Below are 22,337 nucleotides of genomic sequence, written 5' to 3' on the forward strand. Positions count from 1 at the left end.
TGCAATTAAACATTTTTCTTTTTAACTGCAGCAGCCTGACCCTTATCCCTTATTTTTCAAACAGAGCCTGTAAATCAACTTTTCCTTCTTTAAATTCCTCAATTCCTTTATCGACTGCATCCCTTATTTCCTGAGAAATGTGATCCGTATATACGGGTACAAAAATATCCTCGCTGATACCTGCCTCGTGAACCCTATTTCCGGCAAGTCCACCTTCCATGTAAAGGCCTAAAGCCCAGGTATAGAAATTGGTAAAATCAAAGTTAACGGAAGCCACTACAGTATCAGGATCAATGGTGGTCTGGTCGCTGGAAAAGCCGATGAATTTAGCGCCCTTTGCCTTGGCTGCTTCAATGCTTCCAAGACCAACCTCATTGGCATATACGAATAAAGTATCCGCTCCATTGTCAATCATCTGCTCTGCCATCTGCTTTCCAAGTGCAACGTCATTCCAGCTATTGGCATAAGCCCTTGTAGCCTTTGCACCGGAAATGCCCCGGCTTGTTGCAATGTCAACAGAATTCTTTTCATATACATCCATCAAATGCTCCATTGGCTCATTGGGAAATCCGCCGATGGTAGCAAAGTTTCCGTTTTCCGTCACATTTCCTGCGATAATGGAAGCAATATAGCTGGCCTCATACTCTTTGGGGAAAATGGGAGCCACATTGTCTCCGTCATACTTAGAACCGTTTACCACGCAAAATGTAGTATCGGTGTAATTGGGGGCAACTGCCGCCACTGCCTCGTCAAACTGGGAGCCTGCTGCCATAACCAGATCATAGCCCCGTTCTGCATACTCCCGGAAGGTTGATTCATAGTCGGAAGCCTGTACATTTTCCACGTATTCCATATTGGTTCCCAGGTTCTCGTTGCATGCAACAAGACCTGCATAGTTTGTGGCATTCCAGCTTTGGTCGTTGATAGGGCCGGGAAGGATGAGGACGATCTTATAATCTGCCGCGCTCTTTCCGCCTGTCTCCGCCTTTGTTTCTGCCGGGGCATTGGTTCCTGCCTCTGCCTTTGTCTCTGTACTTGCTCCTGCCGTAGTCTCTGCCTGCTTTGAAGAACCGCAGCCGCTTAATACCAGAGCCGCCGCCATTGCTGCTGCAATGAGTGATGTGCCAAATCTTTTCTTCATGAATAAATTCCTCCTCTTTTGATTTGCCCTCATTAATATCTGACACTTACTTTTGATTGGCACGTTTTACCGACGTTTCCCAATCTTTGTATCAATAGATTATCATTCTTTCACATTCATCACAATTCTATCAGATTACTATTTATTCCAAAATATTATGTTCTTTGTGATTATGTATAAATAAAATAAAGACAGGAGATGATTTTTAGTCATTTTTCCTGCCTTTCCCAAAATAATATAAAGTCAGCCTACCGTCTGTTCCGGTATTCCAGAGGTGTCATCCCATATGCCTTCTTAAAGGCACTGCTGAAATATTTCGCCTCCTTATAGCCCACCATTTCCGCTACATCTCCCACCCGGTATTCCACATGGCTTAAATATGTCTTTGCTTTTTGCATCCGGTATTCCGTCACATATTCCATGAGATTCTTTCCCGTGTGGCGCTTAAAAAGCTCACATAAATAATTGGGGGACAAATGAAGCTCCTCCGCCATATCCTTTAAGGTAATTCTGCCCCCATAATGAACCTCAATGTATTGAATAGCTTTCACCACCAGGAGATTTCCCACTTCATTTTCCCCGTCCGGCCTTTGGTCAGGTTCTGCTTCCGGGACTTTGGGAAGAAGTTCCCGTTCCATTTCCTTTAACAGGGAAAGAAGCTCCCTGGGATCAGTGGGTTTCAGCAAATATCTGGTCACTCCCAGTTCAATGGCTTTCTGGGCATAGGAAAAGTTGCTGTATCCGCTGAGGATGATGATTCGGATGTTTAAACTTCTCTCCCGAATCTGGCGGATCAAGTCCAGGCCCGATACCTCCGGCATCTTTATATCTGTAATGATCACATCAGCTTCCAGCTCATAAAGGTCTTTTAAAGCGGAAGGTGCATCTTCATACACCCCAACCACCTGCCAGCCTTCCTGCGCACTCAGCAGTTTAAAAAGTCCTTTTCTGATCTTCGGCTCGTCATCCACGATCATCAGTTTCATCTTTTAAGTCCTCTCCCTTCTCATCTAAAAACTGAGGCTGTCTTAAGGTGAATTCGTCCCTCTGGAGGATTTGGGAATATGCAGGCGCACCAGAGTTCCTTTTCCGTATTGGCTCTCTATGGAAACTCCGTACTGCTCCCCATAGTGGAGACGGATTCTCCGGTCCACATTTCTGAGTCCAATTCCCGTATGTCCTTCCTTTTCAGCATCAGGCTCTTCAACCTTTAAATGCTTAAGCTGATCCGGGTTCATGCCCATTCCGTTGTCTTCTACGGAAATGACCATGGCTTCTCCCTGGTCTTCTATACAGATGTGTATGCTTCCTTTTTGGTTTCTCGGCTCAATTCCATGGGTTATGGCATTTTCTATAATGGGCTGGAGAATCAGCTTGGGTACCTTTTCTTCCATTAGATTTTCCTGAGCCTCCATGGAATATTCCAACCTGTCCTCCAGTCGGTTTTTCTGGATCTTTAAATAACAGAGCACGTATTCCACTTCCCTTTTAAGGGGAACAAAAGCGTTTTCATCTTCTATGCTGTAACGCATTAATTCTCCCAGGGAAATAACAATATCGCTGATATCGTATTCTTCCCGGTCAATCAGCATCCAGTTGACCGAATCCAGGGTGTTGTAAAGGAAATGAGGATTAATCTGGGCCTGGAGTGCCTGGATCTCCGCGTTCTTCTGCGCGATTTTTTCCTGGTATACCTGTTTGATAAGGGTGTTGATCTCATCCAGCATGTAGTTGAAGGATTCCGCCAGCTTTCCGATTTCATCTTTTCTATTCCCCGGCACCCTGACGGCAAAATCCCCTTTCTGCACCTGTCCCATTGCGTTGGAAAGCCGCTTGATGGGCCTTGCCATGGCATAGACTAAAAGAACAATAACGACCGCACTTCCAAAAGCACTTCCAAGGACCACCAGCCATATGGAACTGTTCAAAGCACGGGCCTGGGGGAATAACCCTTCTAAAGGAATGACAGAATAAGACCTCCAGCCTGTAATACCGTTATACTGTCCACAGACATAATACTGTTTTCCATTCCATTCCAGTTCAAAACGGCGGTTTCCTCCATTAAAACGCTGGTTAATTTCGTCTTGCCATTGGTTGTTTACCTTGGGATTGCTGCAGATCACATGCCCACTCTGGTCTGCAATGAACAAATACTGATATTGAAACAATCCCTGATTCCCCAAAAGCAGGTTGCTGAACATATCCGGATCCAGTTCCATAATCATAATTCCCAGATTGTTTTTTCCGCTCTCATCCGGAATCGCCCGAATTACAGTAACTGCCTGGTCATCCTCTTCCCACCTGGAAAACATCCTGGGCATAATGCCTGTCCACACCGCTTTATTGTTTCTGCTGCCCATAATAGAATAATAGGTGCGCAGCACCTGTTCGGAAACTGCTTTCGCACCGGAATCTTCAGGATCAACAGTAGTATACATGACTTGGGAAGTATTAATAATGGAAATGTCAATGTCTTCCCCTACGGACTGAATAAGACTTTTACAGTAATCGTCAAGATAAGCCCGCATAACGTCTCCATCGTCCTGATCCCAGCCGGGAATACAGGCATTCTGCACAAGCTGGCTCTCAGACGCGTTGTCAAGTATTTCCATAATATAGCGGACCTTCACATTGATATTAATATCAATGCGGTTAATGGTATCCGACATTTCCTGCTTTTTGTTCTTCACAACAATTGCCTTGCTGTGGGAAAAAGAGAGGCTCCCAATAATAGCCCCTTCAATCATGGCTGCCACAATAAATACCAGGGTCAGCTTCATTTGAAACGACAAATGCTTTGACAAAGCGTTCTCCTCCTCCCGGATTTTTCTCTGTTTCTGTTTATACGAAAATAGGATTCCCATATCTTTATTTGCCAGTTACAAGGAACCTGTTTATTTTTCAAATTATACCATGCACATAACAGCTTTGCCACACATTTCATGAAACCTGTCTATATTCAAAAAGCCGGAGATTTCTCCCCGGCCCATGTTTGCTTTTTTGACTACGATTTTATTGAATCCTCACGCCTCTTTACTGGGTAACACACCTCTGTCACGTACTCGTCGGGATTCTGGGTTTCATGAGGGCTTACATGATAGATGCTGAAAGAAAGTCCTGCAAATTCATATCCATTATCCTGAATCCACCTGGCAACCGCCTCGTTGACCTGCCCGATTTGCTCATAGCTTCCTTTGTAAACAGCGCTGGCTATTTCTACAGGGGGCATTGTTTTAAATTTCACATGCTCCGTATCCTTGTATGTGCCGATAACAGATTTCTGAACCTCTACATCCACATCCTGCTCCTTGTATTCTCCGTCATGAAAAATAGCCAGTGTGTAACACGGGGACCCATCCTGCATGTGAAGGGGGGCTGTTTCCTCCATCAGAATTCCCCACAGCATTCCTTCGTGTGCGAAAGAGGGGATCACCTTCCTCACACTTGCTACATACCGCTTCGGCAGAGTCTTTAAACTAACGTCATATCCCATGATATTCCCATCCTTTCTCAGCCATTCAATGGCATTGTCAAGCAACCGTATCCTCTGCTGAAGCATCTGCTCCTCTTCTTCCATTTCCTGCTTCTTGATCACAAGAAACCGCTCCATTTCTCTGGCATCCTCGTATTTAGCAAGGATTTCTCTGATAACAGAAAGCCCAAAGCCTAAGTCTTTTAACGCCTGGATTCTTCCGGCTAAGGGAAGCTGTGCTTCGCTGTAGTACCGGTATCCGGTCATATGATCGACGTCAACGGGATGGAGTATTCCGATTTCATCATAATGCCGCAGCATACGGATGGTGATTCTTGACAACTTTGAAAAATCTCCTATTTTTAACATTGGTTTCACCTCACATATATATGTGTGTTTCTGAGCTCAGTTCTACTTTAAAGCATACCACTGTGTGAGAGTCAACCCCTCTGCCATTTATTTTTCAATTTTATATTTCTGTTCATACCTTGGGAAATACATTATTACAATGTATGATAATGAGGAATAATATCCTGATAGCTTCCGTCCTTCATATGAAAGCCTCCGGGAATGACACCAAGCTGGACAAATCCCAACTTTTTATATAAGCGGAGCGCTGCCGTATTGGTGCTTACCACTGCATTAAACTGCAATATTCTGAAGCCGATTTCCTTTGCCTTTTCCAGGCAATGCAAGACCAAAATTTCTCCTATTCTCTTCCCTCTCTGGCCGCTTTTTACTGCATAGCTTGCATTTGAAATATGTCCGCATCTTCCCACGTTGTTTGGATGCAGGATATAAAGACCTACAATGGTATCCGTTTCTTCTTCAACTGCAACTCCGGTAAAGGACTGGCTTTCAAAAAACTCCAGGCCAGTCTTTTCATCCAAAAGTTCTTTCTGCGGAAAAGCTACTCCCTCTTCAACCACTTCATTCCAAATGGCAATCATATCCTTAATATCTTTGTTTGTAAACTCTCTGACTGTAATTCCCATAACTCGGCCTCCTAAATTTAATCTGTATTTATTTGCACATCTTCATAAACCTGATCTGTTCTTTTTCCAAGCCATATCCTTTTGACCGGTAAAATTCATGGGCTTCTTTTCTTGATGACCCAGAATTAATTCTTATTGCATAAGCATTGGTTGAAGCAGCCCAACCCTCTATTGCATTTAAAAGCGATGTACCAACACCTTTATTTTGATATTCCTTTAAAACAGCAATCCCCAGTACATTTTTCATATGCTGAAGGTATAAAACATCATAATTTTCCCCATGAATATATCCAATGACATGATTGCTGCTTATAGCGACAAAAATTTTCTCTCTATGGCTTTCCAGTGTATTTTTCAACTTTTCCTCAACCAAATGACCTTCCAAATTTTTGTGTTTTGTCAGGTATGAAACATTTCTGGAAATATTAGCTTTTGGCCTTCAAAGATATTTTCTTTGCTTTTTAGCACAAACAAAGCGTTATCACTGTCATCCACCGGCTTGACTTCATAATTCAGACCATTTTTCGGCGTAAATCCTAAAACCACCTCCTTTGTGCCCTCCGGTGTCGCCGAACAAATAATATCATTGAGATTTTTACCATCATCACAAAAAATATCAAAACAATGGAGCATACTGCCTTTCTGTTCCGCTATGACAACAGCATCATACTGGGGAATGTAATACAAGCAGTCTTTCATAAATGAACTGCAATAAAACATCAATAAACTATAATTATTGACAACCTGTAAACTTGAAAAAGGGTTGGATTTCGTATAGTACTTTTTCAGCATCTCCCTGTCCTGTAAGCAGCTCATATCCATTTTTCTTCTTAATCCCAGTGCCTTATTAACCCTGGTACTGTACTGATACTGCTTCTCCCTTTTGAAACCGAATTTAGGATAAAAGTCTAAAACAGTTTTATTGGCAAAAAGAAAAATCGAATCACATTGATTTTCCCAGTCTTTCATTATTTCATCCATAAGAAATCTGGACAAGCCTTGATTGCGATAAGCACCATCTGTCATAACTGTGCCTAACTGTATATAACGTCGCCTTTTTCCCCGCCAGATCAATTCCATTCTGTTAGCGGAAACATTTGCCACTGCCTTCTCATTGTCAAAGAGCGTATAAGGCATATTCGTTTCTTCCCAGTATCCAGCCTGATACCAATTTTCAAATGACAGTTGAAATGTTTTAACGGCAAGTTCGTTAAACGCTTTTCTCCTGGCATCATTGCACATCACATCTTTGCATAGATGATAGTTCATTCTGACTCCCTTTCTTATTCTTCTTTTTCGTAATAACTTCTTATTTTCAACCCTCTAAAGTTCCGGTTTTTCCCATCCTGCTGTTTCCTGAAATATCTTTATATATTCTCAAATACTGTGACAAAGTACCTATACTTAGCTTTAATCCTGTGATAAAATTAAGTACCATATTAGACTGAGAGGAGAAATCTATGAATAACTTTCTTAATCGTGAATGGAGCTCTTGGGATTATAAGCTCATCACAGTCATTGCTTTTTTATCGGGTATCATTATTGGGTTTATGTTCTCTCCGATCAAAAAAGGAATTTACTGCGGCAATCACAATGGAAATACCCAGATTACCGAAAAAGACATTTAAAATCTCCGGATTATTGACCGTTCTTATGATGAAAGAGCGGTCATTTTCTTATCACAATCTCAACGATCAGCCAGAATATATGTTACATAGGGATAGTCAAGGTGATATCCCAGCTTTTCGGCTAAGGCGACAGAGCGTAAATCATGAGCATCCCAACCGGGATAAATATTCCTTTGCAAACATTCTAATATCAACCTGGCTCCGCATACTGTGGCAAGTCCTTTGCATCTGTATTCGGGTTTTGTATCTATCTCAATTTCAATTCCGCCAGGATATACTGCATAAGGAGATGCTCCGGCCACCAGCTTTCCCTGATGTAAAATTGCTGTGCCTATTGCTCTCTTTTCATAATCCTTATAGTCCTTAAACTGGGAACACAGATCGACAGACCATTTTTCACTTTTTGCCATTTCAAAAGTTTCCTGGTCAAATAGCTTTAGCTCATAACAACAATCCAGTGCTTCTATATAAGCATTCAGCCTCTTAATATCAAATACATCCGGTTCTTTTTTAATCGCATAGCGAAAAGTCTTGCTCACTCTATTGCCGTAAAAATCTTCTATTAACTTCTCCCAAGGCTCGTCTTTGGGTATCAGTAGCTTTTCTCCATGAAGAGCAGTCAGCAATGTATCATTGGGATTTCCCGCAAAAAAACAAAAATCACCAAGCTCAATGACTGCTGAAACAGGATTTTTCTCATTATCTAAAATTATATTTCCCATATGACCTTGTAAACAGGATCTTACTAACCCATCCTCCCAGCCATGAAACAGCGCTGCTGCTTTGTTTTTATCAATATTCATTCCATTCTCCATATTATATAAACGGCCTTTCGCTCAAAAGTTTATTGTTATGCCCATTATATCACAGGAAAACAGGTTTTGCAGACCAAACATTTATCTGGCAAATTATTAATGATCAGCAATATGTTTTCTTTGTTTCTCGCTTATATGCTGAAAAACAGCGGATCACAGCGCATTGCCCTTTAAGTGGCGGTTCTTATACTTTCTCTTTCTTTTACAATGTTATTTGAAGATGCATTGGGAACATTTCTGTTTTCCTTGGCATTGCAGCAGGAGTGGATATCCTTGTTTTACAGGGATTTTGGTTGAATTATATTTCCTGTTACTGCTTTATGATACACCGCAATCACTGTGTGGAAAAATTCATGAGAACCGTAACACCCGGCAAAAATCATTTCAGCAAGCAAAAGAGAAAAGGCGGTAAGAATTTGGGTTATCCATCTTCTTACCACCTTCTGCCTATTTATTAAACTTTTTCTTTTTACTCTCCAACAGGCTGATTCCCGTTACCATCAGGGCTGCCAATGCAAGCATCACATAAAAGATCTGGAATCCGCTTTCATCTCCTGTTTTCGGAAGGCCATCTAATTGCTTATTACCGGTTTTGGTACTGTCTGCGCCTGAGCTGCCGGCAGCGAAGTAAAGTGTGTAATAGCACCTGCCGGTACGCTTCCCTCCGCGGCCTGAACTACCGGAATTTTTCCCTCCGGTGGGTTCCAGTTCTACATCATAGATCACAATATCCACTCCTGCTGAGATTGGCCCACTTGTATGAGTCACATAGCCGTCTTTTGTCACAATCAGATAATAGTCTGTATCAGGATATACCATATAGGCATACTTACCGCTTGCGTCACTCTTCTGGCTTAGACTTAAAAAATCAAAAAGGTGTGAAAAAGAGATTGATCTCTTTCCACACCTTTTTGATTTCTGTATCAGCACATCCACAGGCTCCTATACCATCAGTAGCCTGCAGCAATATATTGTTCAATTAATTTATCCAGCTCCACACTCCTTAAGTAAATAACATCCTTATCATCGCGTTCAATGCTGGTATTTAATCTAATTCTTGCTTCTTCAATATCATGTATCAACTCTTCTTTTGACATCGTCATAATCTGTTTCTCCTTTGCTCTTTTTTCGTATCTGTCTGTTTTTACAGAAGAGCACAAGAGCCGATACACCTACCAAAATAATAGACAATGCCTGAGACACAGGAATGCCAGTACTAAAAAATATCAACTGGTCTGTACGCAGCCCTTCAATCCATGCCCGTCCTAAACCATAGCCAAGCAGGTAGAGAAAAAGTATCTCCCCATCAAATCTCTTACGTTTCCGGTACCAAAGCAGGAATGCCAGAACGCAGAGATTCCAGGCTGATTCATACATGAAGGTAGGATGTACCTGAATATACTCTATACCGTCTTTTACGATCAAATGACCTAAAAGATCCCTGGATATCATGCTCTCATTAACCAGCGCCCTTCTGATTCTCATGGCAAACAGGCTTTCAGTATATCCGCCAAATGCTTCGCAATTAAAGAAGTTTCCCCATCTTCCTATAATCTGCCCGGTTATTAAACCTAGACAACCGGTATCTGCCAAGGAAAAGAAAGAAAGTTTCTTCGCCTTGGTATAAATGAGAAGAGTAATAACAGCCCCTATGATGCCTCCATAGATCGCCAGTCCCCCTCCTCTGAGATTTAAAATCTGAATCAGGTCATCCTTATAATTATCCCAATCAAAGATCACGTAATAGGCTCTCGCACCTATAATCGAAACAATGATCGCATACAAGGCAAAATCCATATAGATTTCCGGATCTTCTCCTCTGCGCTTTGCATCACTGACTGCAATCCAGAGGCCCGCTAAAATTCCAATCCCTATAATAATCCCGTAAAATGCGATGCGGAATCCAAATATCGAGATACTGTTTTGCAAATGGTCAATGGTAATCCCCAAATTGACAAAACTAATATCCGCCGAATTTGCCATTCGTCTTCTCCTTTCGATGTTTTCTTTATTTTACCCCGTGAAAACGCAAAAATCAAACAAATTCGCCCGACATATTCATCTATAATTCGACAAAAGAAAACGGTTCCTGCGTTTTTCACTTTTATTTTTAAGTAATATATGTTATTCTATATTAGTTATAGATAAAAATCAACTATAAATATAAACAATATTAGGAAGGTAATTGATATGAAATTAGGTATTGTCGGATTGCCCAACGTAGGCAAGAGCACTCTGTTTAACTCCCTTACAAAGGCCGGTGCAGAGTCTGCTAACTATCCATTCTGTACCATTGATCCCAACATAGGAGTTGTTCCTGTTCCCGATGTCCGCTTAGGACAGCTTGCTGCTCTTTATGATTCCGCCAAAATCACTCCTGCTGTTATCGAATTTGTGGACATTGCAGGTCTTGTAAAAGGAGCTTCCAAGGGAGAAGGTTTGGGCAACCAGTTTCTTTCCAACATCAGGGAGGTGGATGCCATCGTCCATGTTGTGCGCTGCTTTGAAAACGGCAACGTAATTCATGTGGATGGAAGTGTAGACCCGATCCGCGATATTGAGACCATTAACCTGGAACTGATTTTTTCTGACTTGGAAATTTTAGACCGCCGTATTGCCAAGACCACAAAAGGCGCCATGAATGACAAAGCTCTGGCAAAGGAGCTGACAACCTTAAAGAAGATCAAAGCTCACTTAGAGGATGGCAATCTGGCAAGAAGTCTGGAGGCAGAGGATAACGATGAAATGGAATTCATCTCTTCTTTAAATCTTCTCACTTTCAAGCCGGTTATTTTCGCCGCAAATGTCAGCGAGGACGATTTAGCCGACGACGGCGCTTCCAATGAATACGTGGGAAGGGTCCGGGAATTTGCAAAAGAAAACCATTGCGAGGTCTTTGTCATCTGTGCCCAGATTGAACAGGAGATCGCAGAGCTGGAAGAAGACGAAAAAAAGATGTTTCTGGAAGATTTAGGCCTGACAGAATCCGGCCTTGAAAAACTGATCGCAGCCAGCTACCATCTGCTGGGCCTCATCAGCTACTTAACTGCCGGCCCCACCGAAACAAGGGCATGGACCATTAAAGAAGGCACAAAAGCTCCCCAGGCAGCCGGAAAGATCCACACTGATTTTGAGCGAGGCTTTATCCGGGCAGAAGTTGTCAATTACCAGGACCTTTTAGACTGCAAAACCTACAGCGCCGCCAAGGACAAGGGCCTGGTGCGCCTGGAAGGAAAAGAATACGTAGTCAAGGATGGCGATGTAGTCCTGTTCCGCTTTAATGTATAGTCATATCATAGAATCATTTCATACCGGCGTCTTCTGGCGCCGGATTTTTCATGCCAAAGCCAACCCCATTCCCACCCGCAGCAGAGATTGATAAAGTATGTCAATAACAAAATTTCACTTGTAAACTTTCTTTCTTATGCTATAATATGACGTGGTCAAAGAACGCCTTTGAAATACCGTATAAAAAGTCAGAAAAAAGGAGTATTTGTAACATGAAAACATTTCTAAAAGCAGTCATGGCCGGAGTCGCCATCAGTGCCGGAGGGGTCATTTATTTAAGCCTTGAAAATCACATTGCCGGTTCTTTTTTATTTTCCATCGGATTATTTACCATTTACGCCTTTGGGTTTAATTTGTATACCGGAAAGATATGTTATATTGTTCAGGAAAAGCCCGCTTACCTATTAAACATACTTAATGTGTACCTGGGGAATTTTGTAGGAACCGTAGGAACCGGATACATATTCAGAAATACAAAGCTGTCCCGGCTGATCGGACATACCCAGGAGCTTGTGGCCGGAAAGCTGTCCGACACCTTGTTCAGCACCTTCATTATGGCAGTCATGTGCGGAATCATGATGTGCATTGCCGTAATCGGCTACCAGACCATAACGGACGGCATTGGGAAATATCTGGCTCTGATTCTGCCAATTATGGTATTCATCCTTTCCGGGTACGAGCACAGTATTGCGGATATGTTTTATTTCACCATGGCCGATGTATGGGGCAAAAAGGCATTTTTATACATTCTCATCATTTCCCTGGGAAATATGGCCGGAGGATGTCTGATTCCTTTATCGAGAAGATATTTTAAGGAGGAAATGCCCTCCCTTCACTGAAATTTAATACGCCTTTCCGTGACCGGGCTGTTTAAACAGCTCATTTGACGGAAAGGCCCTGAGCTAAATCCATCTTGTCATAAAATAAATAAAAAGCACCGATATGAGAAGCAGCAGTTTAATGTTGAAGCTGGTGAGGCGATTCCGAAAACTCTGATCTTGAATTCTTCTGAACATATTTTCTCCATCCTTTCTCTATTTTCAGTAAAATTGATTCCATTTCTTTATAAAAACTTCCATCTATATAATATAGTAACCAAAAATTCCATAATTTTATAGGTTACAAATTTTGTTGTTTATACAACCATTTTTCGTAACATCCAGTAATTCCCAGTTTTGCGGTCTTCTATAAGAAAGAAAAGACAGGTGCCAAGATGGAAAAGGCAGCCTGCTCTTTGCCTGCAGACTGCCCCTTTTTTATCTCTATAAACTTTTATGCCAAATTCGAATATCCCATCAGGCTGGCATCCACCTCTCTTGCCGCTTCCCTGCCTTCCCTGATAGCCCAAACCACCAGAGACTGGCCTCTGCGCATATCTCCTGCCGCAAAAACCTTATCCACATTTGTTTTGTATTTCCCATTGACTGTTTCAATATTGGTCCTGCCATCCATTTTCACGCCAAAGGCTTCCGCAACGTAGCTCTGGGCTCCTAAAAATCCTGCTGCAATCAGAACCAGATCTGCAGGAACTTCCTTTTCGCTTCCTGACACAGGTTCCATGGTCATACGGCCTGTTTTTTCATCCTTTTTCGGCTCCAGGCTCATGAGAACAGCCTTCACAACCTTTCCCGACTTATCTTTCAGGAATTCCTTTACCGTGGTTTGATAAACCCTCGGATCTTTGCCAAATACAGCAATGGATTCTTCCTGGCCGTAATCGGTTTTTAAAACCTTAGGCCATTCCGGCCAGCTATTGTCCGGGGTACGGTTTTCGGGAAGTTTGGGCATCATCTCAAGCTGGGTCACTGAGGCACATCCATGGCGGATGGCAGTTCCCACACAGTCATTTCCCGTATCTCCGCCTCCTATAACCAGAACGTGCTTTCCCTTTGCCGATATATAGCTCTTATCCTGCATATTGGAATTTAACAGACTCTTTGTGGTGGACTTTAAAAAATCCACTGCAAAATAAATCTCTTCCCCGTCTCTGCCAGGAACCTTTAAATCCCTGGGATTAGAGGCTCCGCAGGCCAGAATAATCCTGTCAAATTCCTTAAGCAGTTCCTTTGCCCTCCGGCTCTTTCCCGCATCAACGCCCGTCACAAAGGAAACGCCTTCCTCCTTCATGATATCCACTTTCCGGTCAATGATTTGCTTTTCCAGCTTCATGTTGGGAATTCCGTACATCAGAAGGCCGCCGATCCGGTCCTCTCTCTCCAGTACGGTTACGCTGTGTCCTCTTTTATTCAACTGGTCCGCTGCCGCCAAACCTGCAGGGCCGGAGCCGATGACAGCCACCTTTTTACCGGTTCTCAGCTTCGGCGGATTAGGAGCCGCCAGACCGTTTTTATAGGCCCGTTCCACAATGGCGTATTCATTTTCCTTAATGGCAACCGGATCTCCGTTTAAACCGCAGGTACATGCGCTCTCACATGGCGCAGGGCACACTCTGGCAGTGAATTCCGGAAAGCTGTTGGTCTTTTTCAGCCTGTTGTAGGCCTGATGCCAGGTTCCAGTGTATACAAGCTCATTCCACTCCGGAATTAAGTTATTCAAGGGGCAGCCGGAAACCATTCCCTTTAAGATCACGCCGGACTGACAGAAGGGCACACCGCAGTCCATGCAGCGGGCTCCCTGACACCGTTGTTCTTTTTCGGAAAGATGCAGATGGAACTCGTTATAATCCTTGATACGGTCCTTGGGATCTACGTTTTTTCCTGTTTCTCTGTTATATTCTAAAAATCCTGTCGGTTTTCCCATGATCTGCTCCTCCTTAATTTTTTGTATTAGCATAAAATGCTTCAATCTGTGCCTGTTCACTGCTTAAGCCCTTTTCCTCCATCTGGACAATGGTATTAAGCATACGTCTGTAATCATGAGGAAGAATTTTCTTAAACTTAGGCAGGTATTCTCCAAAATTGTCCAGAATTTCTTTTCCTTTTGCAGAATTGGTATAAGCCACATGCTCCTTGATCATAGCTTTCAGTTCAAGGACATCGTATTTATTGGTGACTTCTTCAAGGGAAACCATTTCCTTATTAAGCCTCTTGTACAAATCTCTTTTCTCATCCAGCACATAGGCGATACCGCCGCTCATTCCTGCAGCAAAATTCTTGCCGGTAGGCCCGAGAACTACCACGCGTCCACCTGTCATGTATTCACATCCGTGGTCTCCCACGCCCTCCACGACCGCAGAGGCTCCGGAATTTCGGACACAGAACCGCTCTCCTGCAATTCCGCAGATAAATGCCTTTCCGCTGGTGGCCCCGTATAGAGCCACGTTTCCGATAACAATGTTATCCTGAGGTTTAAATCTTATTCCCTGAGGAGGGTATACCACCAGCTTGCCCCCGGAAAGTCCCTTGCCGAAATAATCGTTGCTGTCACCTACCAGTTCCAGGGTAAGTCCTCTTGGAATAAAGGCACCAAAGCTCTGGCCGCCGCTTCCAGTACAGTTAATGGTAAAGGTGTCCTCAGAAAGCCCCTCCGGATACAGCCTTGTGATGGCAGAGCCAAAAATAGTACCCAGAGCCCGGTCCGTATTGGAAACATCGATCTGAAGGCTTTTCTTTTGTCCTGACTCCAGAGCCTGTTTTAATTTCTTAAGGAGCACTCTTTCATCAATGGTTTTATCCAGTTCAAAATCATATGCCTGCTTCTGGTCATAGCCCGCCAGCTTCTGCTCTGCATAAGGATTTCCTAAAATAGCAGTAAAGTCCACCTTCCCTGCCCGTTCAGAAGGAAGAAGCTCCTTCTTTTTCAGCAGGTCTGTTCTTCCCACCAGCTCATCTACCTTGCGGATTCCCAGCTTTGCCATATACTCCCGGAACTCGTTTGCAATGAAGTACATGAAATTGACCACGTATTCCGGTTTTCCCTTATAACGCTTTCTAAGCTCCGGGTTCTGGGTGGCGATTCCCACCGGGCAGGTATCTAAGTTGCAGACTCTCATCATCACGCATCCCAGAGTCACAAGGGGCGCTGTAGCAAAGCCGAATTCCTCTGCTCCCAGCATACAGGCAATGGCAACATCCCGGCCTGTCATCAGCTTTCCGTCCGTCTCTAAAATCACCTTATCCCGAAGTCCGTTCATGATTAAGGTCTGATGAACTTCAGAAATACCAAGTTCCCAGGGAAGGCCTGCGTTATAAATAGAGTTTCTGGGGGCAGCTCCTGTTCCTCCGTCAGAGCCTGACACAAGGATGACCTGAGCCCCTGCTTTTGCAACACCTGCGGCAATGGTTCCCACTCCTGCCTCAGAAACCAGCTTAACGGAGATTCTGGCACTGGTGTTGGAATTTTTCAGATCATAAATCAACTGGGCCAGATCCTCGATGGAGTAAATATCATGATGAGGTGGAGGGGAAATCAGACCAACACCTGAAGTGGAATGTCTGGTCTTAGCCACCCACGGATATACCTTTGCCCCCGGAAGCTGGCCGCCTTCTCCCGGCTTAGCGCCCTGGGCCATCTTAATCTGAATCTCCTTTGCACTCACCAGATATCTGGAAGTCACTCCGAACCGTCCGGAAGCCACCTGCTTAATGGCAGAACAGCGGTTTAGTCCGTCAGGGCCTACAGTCAGACGCTCCAGGCTCTCTCCTCCCTCTCCGCTGTTAGACTTGCCGTGAATCCGGTTCATAGCAATTGCCAGGGTTTCATGGGCTTCCTGGGAAATGGAGCCGTAAGACATAGCTCCTGTCTTAAAGCGTTTCACAATGGATTCTACACTTTCCACCTGCTCCAAAGGTATTTCCTTTGTTTTCGAATAGTCAAGCTCCAGCAGGCTTCGTAAGTTGACCGTCTGGCCTTCCTCTGTCAGCGCATGGGTATATTCCTTAAAAGTCTCATAGCTTCCCGTTCTGGCAGCCTCCTGGAGAAGGTGAATGGTCACAGGATTGTATAAATGCTCCTCCTGTCCCGCTCTCTCCTTATGGCTTCCCACACTGTCCAGGGTTAAGTCCACATCAAGGCCAAGGGGATCAAAGGCCGCGGAATGAAGAGTATCCATATCGCTTGCAATATCTTCTAAAGTAATTCCGCCCACCCGGCTGACCGTATCCGTAAAATACTTATCAATTACCTGTCTGGAAATGCCGATGGCCTCAAATATCTGGGCCCCCTGGTAGGACTGAATAGTGGAAATTCCCATCTTGGAGGCAATTTTTACAATACCGTGAAGGATTGCAGAGTTGTAATCATCAACAGCGGCATAATAATCCTTATCCAGCATCTGATTTTCAATGAGGGAGCGGATGGACTCCTGAGCCAGATAGGGATTGACTGCACAGGCTCCGTATCCCAGCAGGGTTGCAAAGTGATGGATCCCTCTTGGCTCGCCGCTCTCTAAAATCAAAGCGACTGAAGTTCTCTTCTTGGTCTTTACCAGATGCTGCTGAAGAGCAGATACGGCAAGGAGAGAAGGAATGGGCACATGGTTTTCATCAATATCCCTGTCAGACAGGATGATGATATTGGCTCCATCCCGGTGAGCCCGGTCTGCCTCCAGAAACAGCCTGTCAATGGCCTTTTCCAGAGAAGTGTTCTTATAATAAGTAATGGGAATCACTTCTACCTGAAAGCCGGGCTTTTTCATATGCTTGATCCGCAGCAAATCCGTACAGGTCAGGATTGGATTGATCACCTTTAATATCTTGCAGTTTTCCGCCTCTTCCTTTAAAATATTTCCTTCCTCGCCCACATAAACCGTGGTAGAGGTGACAATTTCTTCCCGGATGGAATCAATGGGCGGATTGGTAACCTGGGCAAACAGCTGTTTAAAATAGTTAAACAGAGGGTGATGCTTCTTGCTTAAAACTGCCAGAGGACTATCCGCACCCATGGCGGAAACTGCTTCTGCTCCATTTAAAGCCATGGGAAGGATTACCGTCTTATATTCTTCGTAGGTATAACCATAGGTCTTCTGAAGCCTTGCTCTTTCCTCACTGCTTATGGCAGGAACCCCTTTGTTGGGAATGGGTAAATCCTTCAGCTCAATTAAGTTGGAATCCAGCCACTCTCCATAAGGCCTGCGTGATGCATAGTTTTCCTTTAATTCCTCATCACTGACCAGACAGCCCTTTACCGTATCAATCAGCAGCATCTTTCCGGGACGGAGGCGTTCTTTCTTAATTACCCGGCTCTGCTCAATATCAATGGCTCCCACTTCAGAAGCCAGAATCATATGGTCATCATCTGTCACATAATATCTGGAAGGACGGAGGCCGTTTCGGTCCAGTACAGCCCCTACCAGATCGCCGTCACTGAATACAATGGAGGCAGGGCCATCCCATGGCTCCATCATGGTGGCGTAATAACGGTAGAAGTCCTTAACCTCCTGGGGCATGGACTTATCGTGCTGCCAGGGAGCCGGAATGGTGACCATAACTGCAAGAGGAAGATCCATGCCGCTCATCATCATAAATTCGAGAGCATTATCCAGCATGGCGGAATCTGATCCCTCCTGATTGATAATGGGCAGGACCTTGTGCATGTCATAGCGGAAATACTGGGATTCCATATTTTCTTCCCTGGCTGTCATCTTATCCACATTTCCCCTGATGGTGTTGATCTCTCCGTTATGGACGATCAGGCGGTTGGGATGGGCTCTCATCCAGCTGGGATTGGTATTGGTGCTGAAACGGGAGTGAACCACTGCGATGGCTGATTCATAATCTTTATCCTGAAGGTCTGAGAAGAACTTTCTCAGCTCCTTTACCAAAAACATGCCCTTATAGACAATGGTTCTGCTGCTTAAGGAAACCACATAAGTATTGTCGTTGCTCTGTTCAAAGACACGCCTTACCACGTAAAGCATTCTGTCAAATTCCAGACCCTTTGACCGGTCCGCCGGTTTTTTCACAAAACCCTGGACTATATAAGGCATGCATTCCACTGCCTTGTCACCGATCAGCTCCGGATGGGTGGGTACATCTCTCCAGCCCAGGAAATCAAGGCCTTCTTTTTTGACAATGATTTCAAACATCTTCATTGCCTGGTTTCTGGAAAGCTCATCCTGGGGAAAGAAAAACATTCCAACTCCGTACTCCCTTTCCTGCCCGATTTCCATTCCAAGGGAGCGGGTCACCTTCTGAAAAAATTTATGGGAAATCTGAAGCAGGATGCCGACGCCGTCTCCGGTCTTGCCCTCTCCGTCTTTTCCCGCACGATGTTCTAAATTCTCTACAATATGAAGAGCCTGCTCTACAGTCCGGTGGGTTTTCAAACCTTTTATATTGGCAACTGCGCCGATTCCGCAGTTGTCGTGTTCAAAGCGTGGATCATATAGTCCGGGACATGCCTTTTTGCTTGGGGATTGTAAACTCATATCCATAAATCTCTTCCTTTCCTTGCTCCTGCCATAGCTTTTAGCATATTGGTATGCCCATAGGGGTCTTCCTTTACGCTTCTCTGCTTTTTGGTATTAAAGTGCAACAGTGAATTTTAGTAGATGATACTACATTTCTAATAGCTTGTAAATGGATTTTCTTCCCTATATTTTCAGATAATATGACAATTAAAATCCCAAAAATAAATAGTCTGAATTCAACGTCTTTTCCATTATTGTTTACCTTTACACACATACAACTTAAACCTACTCTAAGAAATCTTAAGTAAATTTCTAATTTTTTTAAGTCTTCACTTTCAATTATTAAGCACCCTTTCATTTCCGGGGGGCTTGAGCACAAAAAAGGCCCTGGAAATATTCCTTCCAGGGCCTTGCATCATTCTTTATAAAATTATGTATTACATCTCACCGAGGCCGCTTTCGATAGCTTCTGTTAAAGCGCTCATAGCTGTTTCCTCATCTTCTCCGTCGCAGATCAAGTTGATCTCTGCGCCGCTCTTGATTCCGGCTGCCATAACGTTTAACACGCTCTTGGCTACGATTCTCTTCTCTCCGTATTCGATAATAACATCACACTTAAATTTCATAGCTGTCTGAGACAGAACTCCTGCTGGCCTCAAGTGAAGCCCGGATGGATTTACTACAGTTAATGTCTTTGATAGCATAGCAATTTCTCCTTTACCCTTATTTTTAAGACATACTCCTTATCGTCAATTTTATTACAATTCCCAGTTCATGTCAAGACAAACCCGGCTTGACCTGGGTATTTATTTTTCAGATAAGGACTTTTGTCTCTCTCTTTGGGAATATACGCATCCACAGTAATCCTGGCGGTAGAGTCCATGTTCCTGTGACAGCTCCACTGACCTTTTGTATCCGTTTTTCTTCTTAAAATCAGAGAATAAATAAGGGACTCGGTACTCCTTTGCCAGCTTTCCGCCTATTTCATTGAGCTTATCCGCATCCTTTAAGGGACTTATAGACAAAGTGGTTGTAAAATAGTCAAAACGGCTGGCCTGAGCCACCTTTGCCGCTTCCTGAAGGCGAAGCTGGTAGCATCTTGCGCACCGGCTTCCTCCTTCCGGCTCCTGTTCCAGCCCTTTTGTCAGCCGGTAAAATTCGTCTGGTTCATAAACTCCCGTCTCCAGGGTGACGGGGTGGAGAAATTCCATATCTTTTATAAGCCTCTCCTGCTCCTTGACCCTGCTCACGTATTCCGCAGGGGGATAGATGTTGGGATTATAAAAATACACGGTTATTTCAAAGTAGCGGGATAAGTATTCCAGCACGTAACTGCTGCAGGGCGCGCAGCAACTATGTAAAAGAAGCCTGGGAACCTTTTCCTGTGCTTTCAGCTCTGCAATGACTTGTTCCAATTCCTTCTGGTAATTTCTCCGGTTCATGGTTTCTCCTCCCATCGCTTTTTATGAACAGAAAAAAGGCGTGGACAATCTCATGCCACGCCTTTTTTCTTACAGGAAATCCCGGATACGCTTGCTGCGGACAGGATTTCTCAATTTTCTAAGCGCCTTTGCTTCGATCTGCCTGATACGTTCGCGGGTAACATTAAATTCTTTTCCCACTTCCTCAAGGGTACGGGGATGGCCGTCCTCCAAGCCAAACCGGAGTAAAATAACCTGACGTTCCCTTTCCTTTAAATCTCCAAGGAGAGCATCAATATGTTCTCTCAGCATGACGGATTCTACATTGCCTTCCGGCGTAACCACATTATTATCAGCTACAAAATCACCCAGGTTAGAGTCATCCTCTTCTCCGATAGGTGTTTCCAGGGAAGCAGGCTCCCTGGCGATCTGCATGATCTCCATGACCTTGTCCTCAGTCATTTCAAGAGCTTCTGCCAGCTCTGTTACAGAAGGCTCATATCCAAGTTCAAGTGTCAGCTTTCTCTGCATTTTAGACATCTTGTTGATTGTCTCGACCATATGCACAGGAACACGAATGGTTCTTGCCTGATCTGCGAGAGCCCTTGTCACCGACTGACGTATCCACCAGGTAGCATATGTACTTAATTTATATCCCTTGGTATAATCGAATTTTTCAACACCCTTGATCAGGCCCAAATTCCCTTCCTGAACCAGATCCAAAAAGCTCATTCCACGGCCTGTATAACGCTTTGCTATGCTGACCACAAGGCGCAGATTGGCCTCAATCAGCCGTTCCTTGGCGTTATCATCCCCGTCAGCTTTTCTCTTAGCAAGGCGCAGTTCTTCCTCTGCGTTCAAAAGTGGTACTGTGCCAATCTCTTTTAAATACATACGGACAGGGTCCTCTGTGCCGATCCCCTCCAACAAGTCGATGGCATCAAGGTCAATGTCTTCCTCATCTGAATCCTTCACAAAGCCGTCATCAAGATCATTATCCAAAATAAGGTCCTCTGACAAGAGCACATCATCAGTCAAAGCGGAATCATCCATGACCGGAATCACGTCCACGCCGCGATTCTCCAGGTACGTATAGATCTGATCCATCTGCTCTGCCGTCAGTTCTTCCCCTATAAAGAAATTATTGATCTCCGTTACATCTAAAGCATTGTGCTTTGTCTTCGCAAGCTCGACAAGCTTTCCCAGCTTTTCTAAAAAATTATCCTTTTCCACTTAATAACGTCCTTTCGCTAAGAAGTATACATAAAGCCCACACAACTTTTCATTATATACTACCGGAATCCATATTTCAACATATTTCTTCTGAAAAAAGCAGAATTGTTGCTTTTTCTACGGATTTCTCATAATCCGGATCTGTTTCTTCAGGTTGACGATATGAACCTCCCTTCTGGTCCCTCCGAATTCTCCGTCAAGAACCCAGTCAATAGGCTCCTCTGAGAAAATCTTCAAGGACTTCGTTCGAAATTTGTGGACGTATTCATTGGGTTCTTCCTTCAAAAACATGTAATTGATAATATTTGTCAGATCCATGGGGGTTTTGGGAGTCCGGATCAGCAGCACTTCAAATTCTCCGTCATCAAGAGCCACATCCTGGGTCACCAGGCCCTTAAAGCCTCCCACACTTATGGTATTGGTGACCATCCCGAAGATAAATTCACCTTCCAGAAGGATTTCTTCATTTAAGTCAGAGGAACATTCTTCGCATTCCACCCGTATGTTATAGGATTTTATGGAAGATAAGCTTTTCACGCATTCCAGCATATAAGCCTGATGACCCAGAACGTTCTTCTTATCCTGGGGAGTCAGATAGGAAACCTCCGTAAATGCCCCAAAGGCCGCTATATACACAAAATGCCTGTCCTCACTGAAACCGCCGATGTCAATGGGAAATGGAAAGCCCGAAACAGCTTCCTCTGCAGCTGTCTTCATGTTTTTAGACAGCTTTAGGCTGGAGGCAAAATCATTGGTGGAGCCTGCCGGAATATATCCCAGATCGGGAATATTCTCCAGCCTCATGAGACCGCTTATGGTCTCATTTAAGGTGCCGTCTCCTCCGCTGCACACCACCAGATCCATGTCATTTCCATAGAAAGCAGCCGCCTCCATGGCATCCTGGGGACCCTGGGTAACGTGGACCAAGGGCTCATAGCCCGCTTTTGCGAAAATATCTAGTATATCAATCAGCTTATTTTTAATCTGTGCCCTTCCCGAACGGGGATTGACAATAAAAAGCATCTTTTTCATTAT

At 44.1% G+C, this 22,337-nt stretch carries 20 protein-coding genes; 3 read left to right on the forward strand and 17 right to left on the reverse strand.

Annotated elements, in window-relative coordinates; translation table 11 throughout:
• Nucleotides 1-49 precede the first annotated feature (49 nt).
• From V7M78_RS06560 to V7M78_RS06590, 7 genes are all read right to left on the reverse strand, one after another.
• On the reverse strand, nt 50-1,141 hold the full coding sequence (locus V7M78_RS06560) for a BMP family protein (protein ID WP_333647644.1): 1,092 nt from the start codon (nt 1,139-1,141) through the stop codon (nt 50-52).
• A 248-nt stretch (nt 1,142-1,389) separates the two neighbouring features.
• Complete coding sequence (locus tag V7M78_RS06565; RefSeq protein WP_333647646.1) at nt 1,390-2,127, reverse strand: response regulator transcription factor; 738 nt, start codon at nt 2,125-2,127, stop codon at nt 1,390-1,392.
• A 42-nt stretch (nt 2,128-2,169) separates the two neighbouring features.
• The gene (locus V7M78_RS06570; protein ID WP_333647648.1) at nt 2,170-3,945 is read right to left on the reverse strand and encodes a cache domain-containing sensor histidine kinase; all 1,776 of its coding nucleotides are present in this window, start codon (nt 3,943-3,945) and stop codon (nt 2,170-2,172) included.
• Between the two features lie 200 nt (nt 3,946-4,145).
• Nucleotides 4,146-4,982 carry a MerR family transcriptional regulator gene (locus tag V7M78_RS06575; RefSeq protein ID WP_333647650.1) on the reverse strand — a complete coding sequence of 279 codons (837 nt, stop codon included), beginning with the start codon at nt 4,980-4,982 and terminating at the stop codon, nt 4,146-4,148.
• A 134-nt stretch (nt 4,983-5,116) separates the two neighbouring features.
• Complete coding sequence (locus tag V7M78_RS06580; RefSeq protein ID WP_333647652.1) at nt 5,117-5,608, reverse strand: GNAT family N-acetyltransferase; 492 nt, start codon at nt 5,606-5,608, stop codon at nt 5,117-5,119.
• 28 nt (nt 5,609-5,636) lie between these two features.
• Complete coding sequence (locus V7M78_RS06585) at nt 5,637-5,981, reverse strand: GNAT family N-acetyltransferase (RefSeq protein ID WP_333647654.1); 345 nt, start codon at nt 5,979-5,981, stop codon at nt 5,637-5,639.
• Nucleotides 5,982-6,007: 26 nt separating this feature from the next.
• Nucleotides 6,008-6,877: a GNAT family N-acetyltransferase gene (locus tag V7M78_RS06590; RefSeq protein WP_333647656.1), complete on the reverse strand. Its 870-nt coding sequence runs from the start codon at nt 6,875-6,877 to the stop codon at nt 6,008-6,010.
• A gap of 191 nt (nt 6,878-7,068) precedes the next feature.
• Between V7M78_RS06590 and V7M78_RS06595 the strand changes: the two genes are divergently transcribed.
• The gene (locus tag V7M78_RS06595; protein WP_333647658.1) at nt 7,069-7,236 is read left to right on the forward strand and encodes a hypothetical protein; all 168 of its coding nucleotides are present in this window, start codon (nt 7,069-7,071) and stop codon (nt 7,234-7,236) included.
• 59 nt (nt 7,237-7,295) lie between these two features.
• Here the strand turns inward: V7M78_RS06595 and V7M78_RS06600 are convergent, their stop codons facing one another.
• The 4 genes from V7M78_RS06600 to lgt form a co-directional block, all read right to left on the reverse strand.
• A complete protein-coding gene (locus V7M78_RS06600; RefSeq protein ID WP_333647660.1) occupies nt 7,296-8,039 on the reverse strand; it encodes a GNAT family N-acetyltransferase in 744 nt (247 codons plus the stop codon).
• 459 nt (nt 8,040-8,498) lie between these two features.
• Nucleotides 8,499-8,981: a hypothetical protein gene (locus V7M78_RS06605; RefSeq protein WP_333647662.1), complete on the reverse strand. Its 483-nt coding sequence runs from the start codon at nt 8,979-8,981 to the stop codon at nt 8,499-8,501.
• Between the two features lie 20 nt (nt 8,982-9,001).
• Entirely contained in the window at nt 9,002-9,154 is a 153-nt protein-coding gene (locus V7M78_RS06610; RefSeq protein WP_333647664.1) for a hypothetical protein, read from the reverse strand.
• Nucleotides 9,123-10,034 carry a prolipoprotein diacylglyceryl transferase gene (gene lgt, locus V7M78_RS06615; protein WP_333647666.1) on the reverse strand — a complete coding sequence of 304 codons (912 nt, stop codon included), beginning with the start codon at nt 10,032-10,034 and terminating at the stop codon, nt 9,123-9,125. Before lgt ends, V7M78_RS06610 begins: the two co-directional genes overlap by 32 nt.
• Before the next feature lie 207 nt (nt 10,035-10,241).
• On the opposite strand from lgt, the gene ychF reads away from it, so the two are divergent.
• The gene (ychF, locus tag V7M78_RS06620; RefSeq protein WP_333647668.1) at nt 10,242-11,339 is read left to right on the forward strand and encodes a redox-regulated ATPase YchF; all 1,098 of its coding nucleotides are present in this window, start codon (nt 10,242-10,244) and stop codon (nt 11,337-11,339) included.
• A gap of 146 nt (nt 11,340-11,485) precedes the next feature.
• On the forward strand, nt 11,486-12,178 hold the full coding sequence (locus tag V7M78_RS06625) for a formate/nitrite transporter family protein (RefSeq protein WP_333647670.1): 693 nt from the start codon (nt 11,486-11,488) through the stop codon (nt 12,176-12,178).
• Nucleotides 12,179-12,611: 433 nt separating this feature from the next.
• On the opposite strand, the gene V7M78_RS06630 is transcribed toward V7M78_RS06625, so the two are convergent.
• The 6 genes from V7M78_RS06630 to V7M78_RS06655 form a co-directional block, all read right to left on the reverse strand.
• The gene (locus V7M78_RS06630) at nt 12,612-14,099 is read right to left on the reverse strand and encodes a glutamate synthase subunit beta (RefSeq protein WP_333647672.1); all 1,488 of its coding nucleotides are present in this window, start codon (nt 14,097-14,099) and stop codon (nt 12,612-12,614) included.
• 13 nt (nt 14,100-14,112) lie between these two features.
• A complete protein-coding gene (gene gltB, locus V7M78_RS06635) occupies nt 14,113-18,672 on the reverse strand; it encodes a glutamate synthase large subunit (RefSeq protein ID WP_333647674.1) in 4,560 nt (1,519 codons plus the stop codon).
• Nucleotides 18,673-19,085: 413 nt separating this feature from the next.
• Nucleotides 19,086-19,352 (reverse strand): HPr family phosphocarrier protein, encoded by a 267-nt coding sequence (locus V7M78_RS06640; RefSeq protein ID WP_333647676.1) that lies wholly within the window; start codon nt 19,350-19,352, stop codon nt 19,086-19,088.
• A 102-nt stretch (nt 19,353-19,454) separates the two neighbouring features.
• Nucleotides 19,455-20,090 (reverse strand): epoxyqueuosine reductase QueH, encoded by a 636-nt coding sequence (locus tag V7M78_RS06645; RefSeq protein ID WP_333647678.1) that lies wholly within the window; start codon nt 20,088-20,090, stop codon nt 19,455-19,457.
• A gap of 69 nt (nt 20,091-20,159) precedes the next feature.
• On the reverse strand, nt 20,160-21,302 hold the full coding sequence (gene rpoD, locus V7M78_RS06650; protein WP_333647680.1) for an RNA polymerase sigma factor RpoD: 1,143 nt from the start codon (nt 21,300-21,302) through the stop codon (nt 20,160-20,162).
• Nucleotides 21,303-21,419: 117 nt separating this feature from the next.
• The gene (locus V7M78_RS06655) at nt 21,420-22,334 is read right to left on the reverse strand and encodes a diacylglycerol/lipid kinase family protein (RefSeq protein WP_333647682.1); all 915 of its coding nucleotides are present in this window, start codon (nt 22,332-22,334) and stop codon (nt 21,420-21,422) included.
• Nucleotides 22,335-22,337 lie beyond the last annotated feature (3 nt).

The organism is Lacrimispora sp., assembly GCF_036758025.1.
GTDB lineage: Bacteria > Bacillota > Clostridia > Lachnospirales > Lachnospiraceae > Lacrimispora.

Coding starts and splice junctions, on each gene's coding strand:
- gltB (WP_333647674.1), bottom strand. CDS start 18,672: ATGGATATGAGTTTACAATCCCCAAGCAAAAAGGCATGTCCCGGACTA.
- V7M78_RS06645 (WP_333647678.1), bottom strand. CDS start 20,090: ATGAACCGGAGAAATTACCAGAAGGAATTGGAACAAGTCATTGCAGAG.
- ychF (WP_333647668.1), top strand. CDS start 10,242: ATGAAATTAGGTATTGTCGGATTGCCCAACGTAGGCAAGAGCACTCTG.
- V7M78_RS06610 (WP_333647664.1), bottom strand. CDS start 9,154: ATGACGATGTCAAAAGAAGAGTTGATACATGATATTGAAGAAGCAAGA.
- V7M78_RS06600 (WP_333647660.1), bottom strand. CDS start 8,039: ATGAATATTGATAAAAACAAAGCAGCAGCGCTGTTTCATGGCTGGGAG.
- lgt (WP_333647666.1), bottom strand. CDS start 10,034: ATGGCAAATTCGGCGGATATTAGTTTTGTCAATTTGGGGATTACCATT.
- V7M78_RS06655 (WP_333647682.1), bottom strand. CDS start 22,334: ATGAAAAAGATGCTTTTTATTGTCAATCCCCGTTCGGGAAGGGCACAG.
- V7M78_RS06580 (WP_333647652.1), bottom strand. CDS start 5,608: ATGGGAATTACAGTCAGAGAGTTTACAAACAAAGATATTAAGGATATG.
- V7M78_RS06560 (WP_333647644.1), bottom strand. CDS start 1,141: ATGAAGAAAAGATTTGGCACATCACTCATTGCAGCAGCAATGGCGGCG.
- V7M78_RS06640 (WP_333647676.1), bottom strand. CDS start 19,352: ATGCTATCAAAGACATTAACTGTAGTAAATCCATCCGGGCTTCACTTG.
- V7M78_RS06575 (WP_333647650.1), bottom strand. CDS start 4,982: ATGTTAAAAATAGGAGATTTTTCAAAGTTGTCAAGAATCACCATCCGT.
- V7M78_RS06590 (WP_333647656.1), bottom strand. CDS start 6,877: ATGAACTATCATCTATGCAAAGATGTGATGTGCAATGATGCCAGGAGA.
- V7M78_RS06595 (WP_333647658.1), top strand. CDS start 7,069: ATGAATAACTTTCTTAATCGTGAATGGAGCTCTTGGGATTATAAGCTC.
- V7M78_RS06630 (WP_333647672.1), bottom strand. CDS start 14,099: ATGGGAAAACCGACAGGATTTTTAGAATATAACAGAGAAACAGGAAAA.
- V7M78_RS06565 (WP_333647646.1), bottom strand. CDS start 2,127: ATGAAACTGATGATCGTGGATGACGAGCCGAAGATCAGAAAAGGACTT.
- V7M78_RS06625 (WP_333647670.1), top strand. CDS start 11,486: ATGACGTGGTCAAAGAACGCCTTTGAAATACCGTATAAAAAGTCAGAA.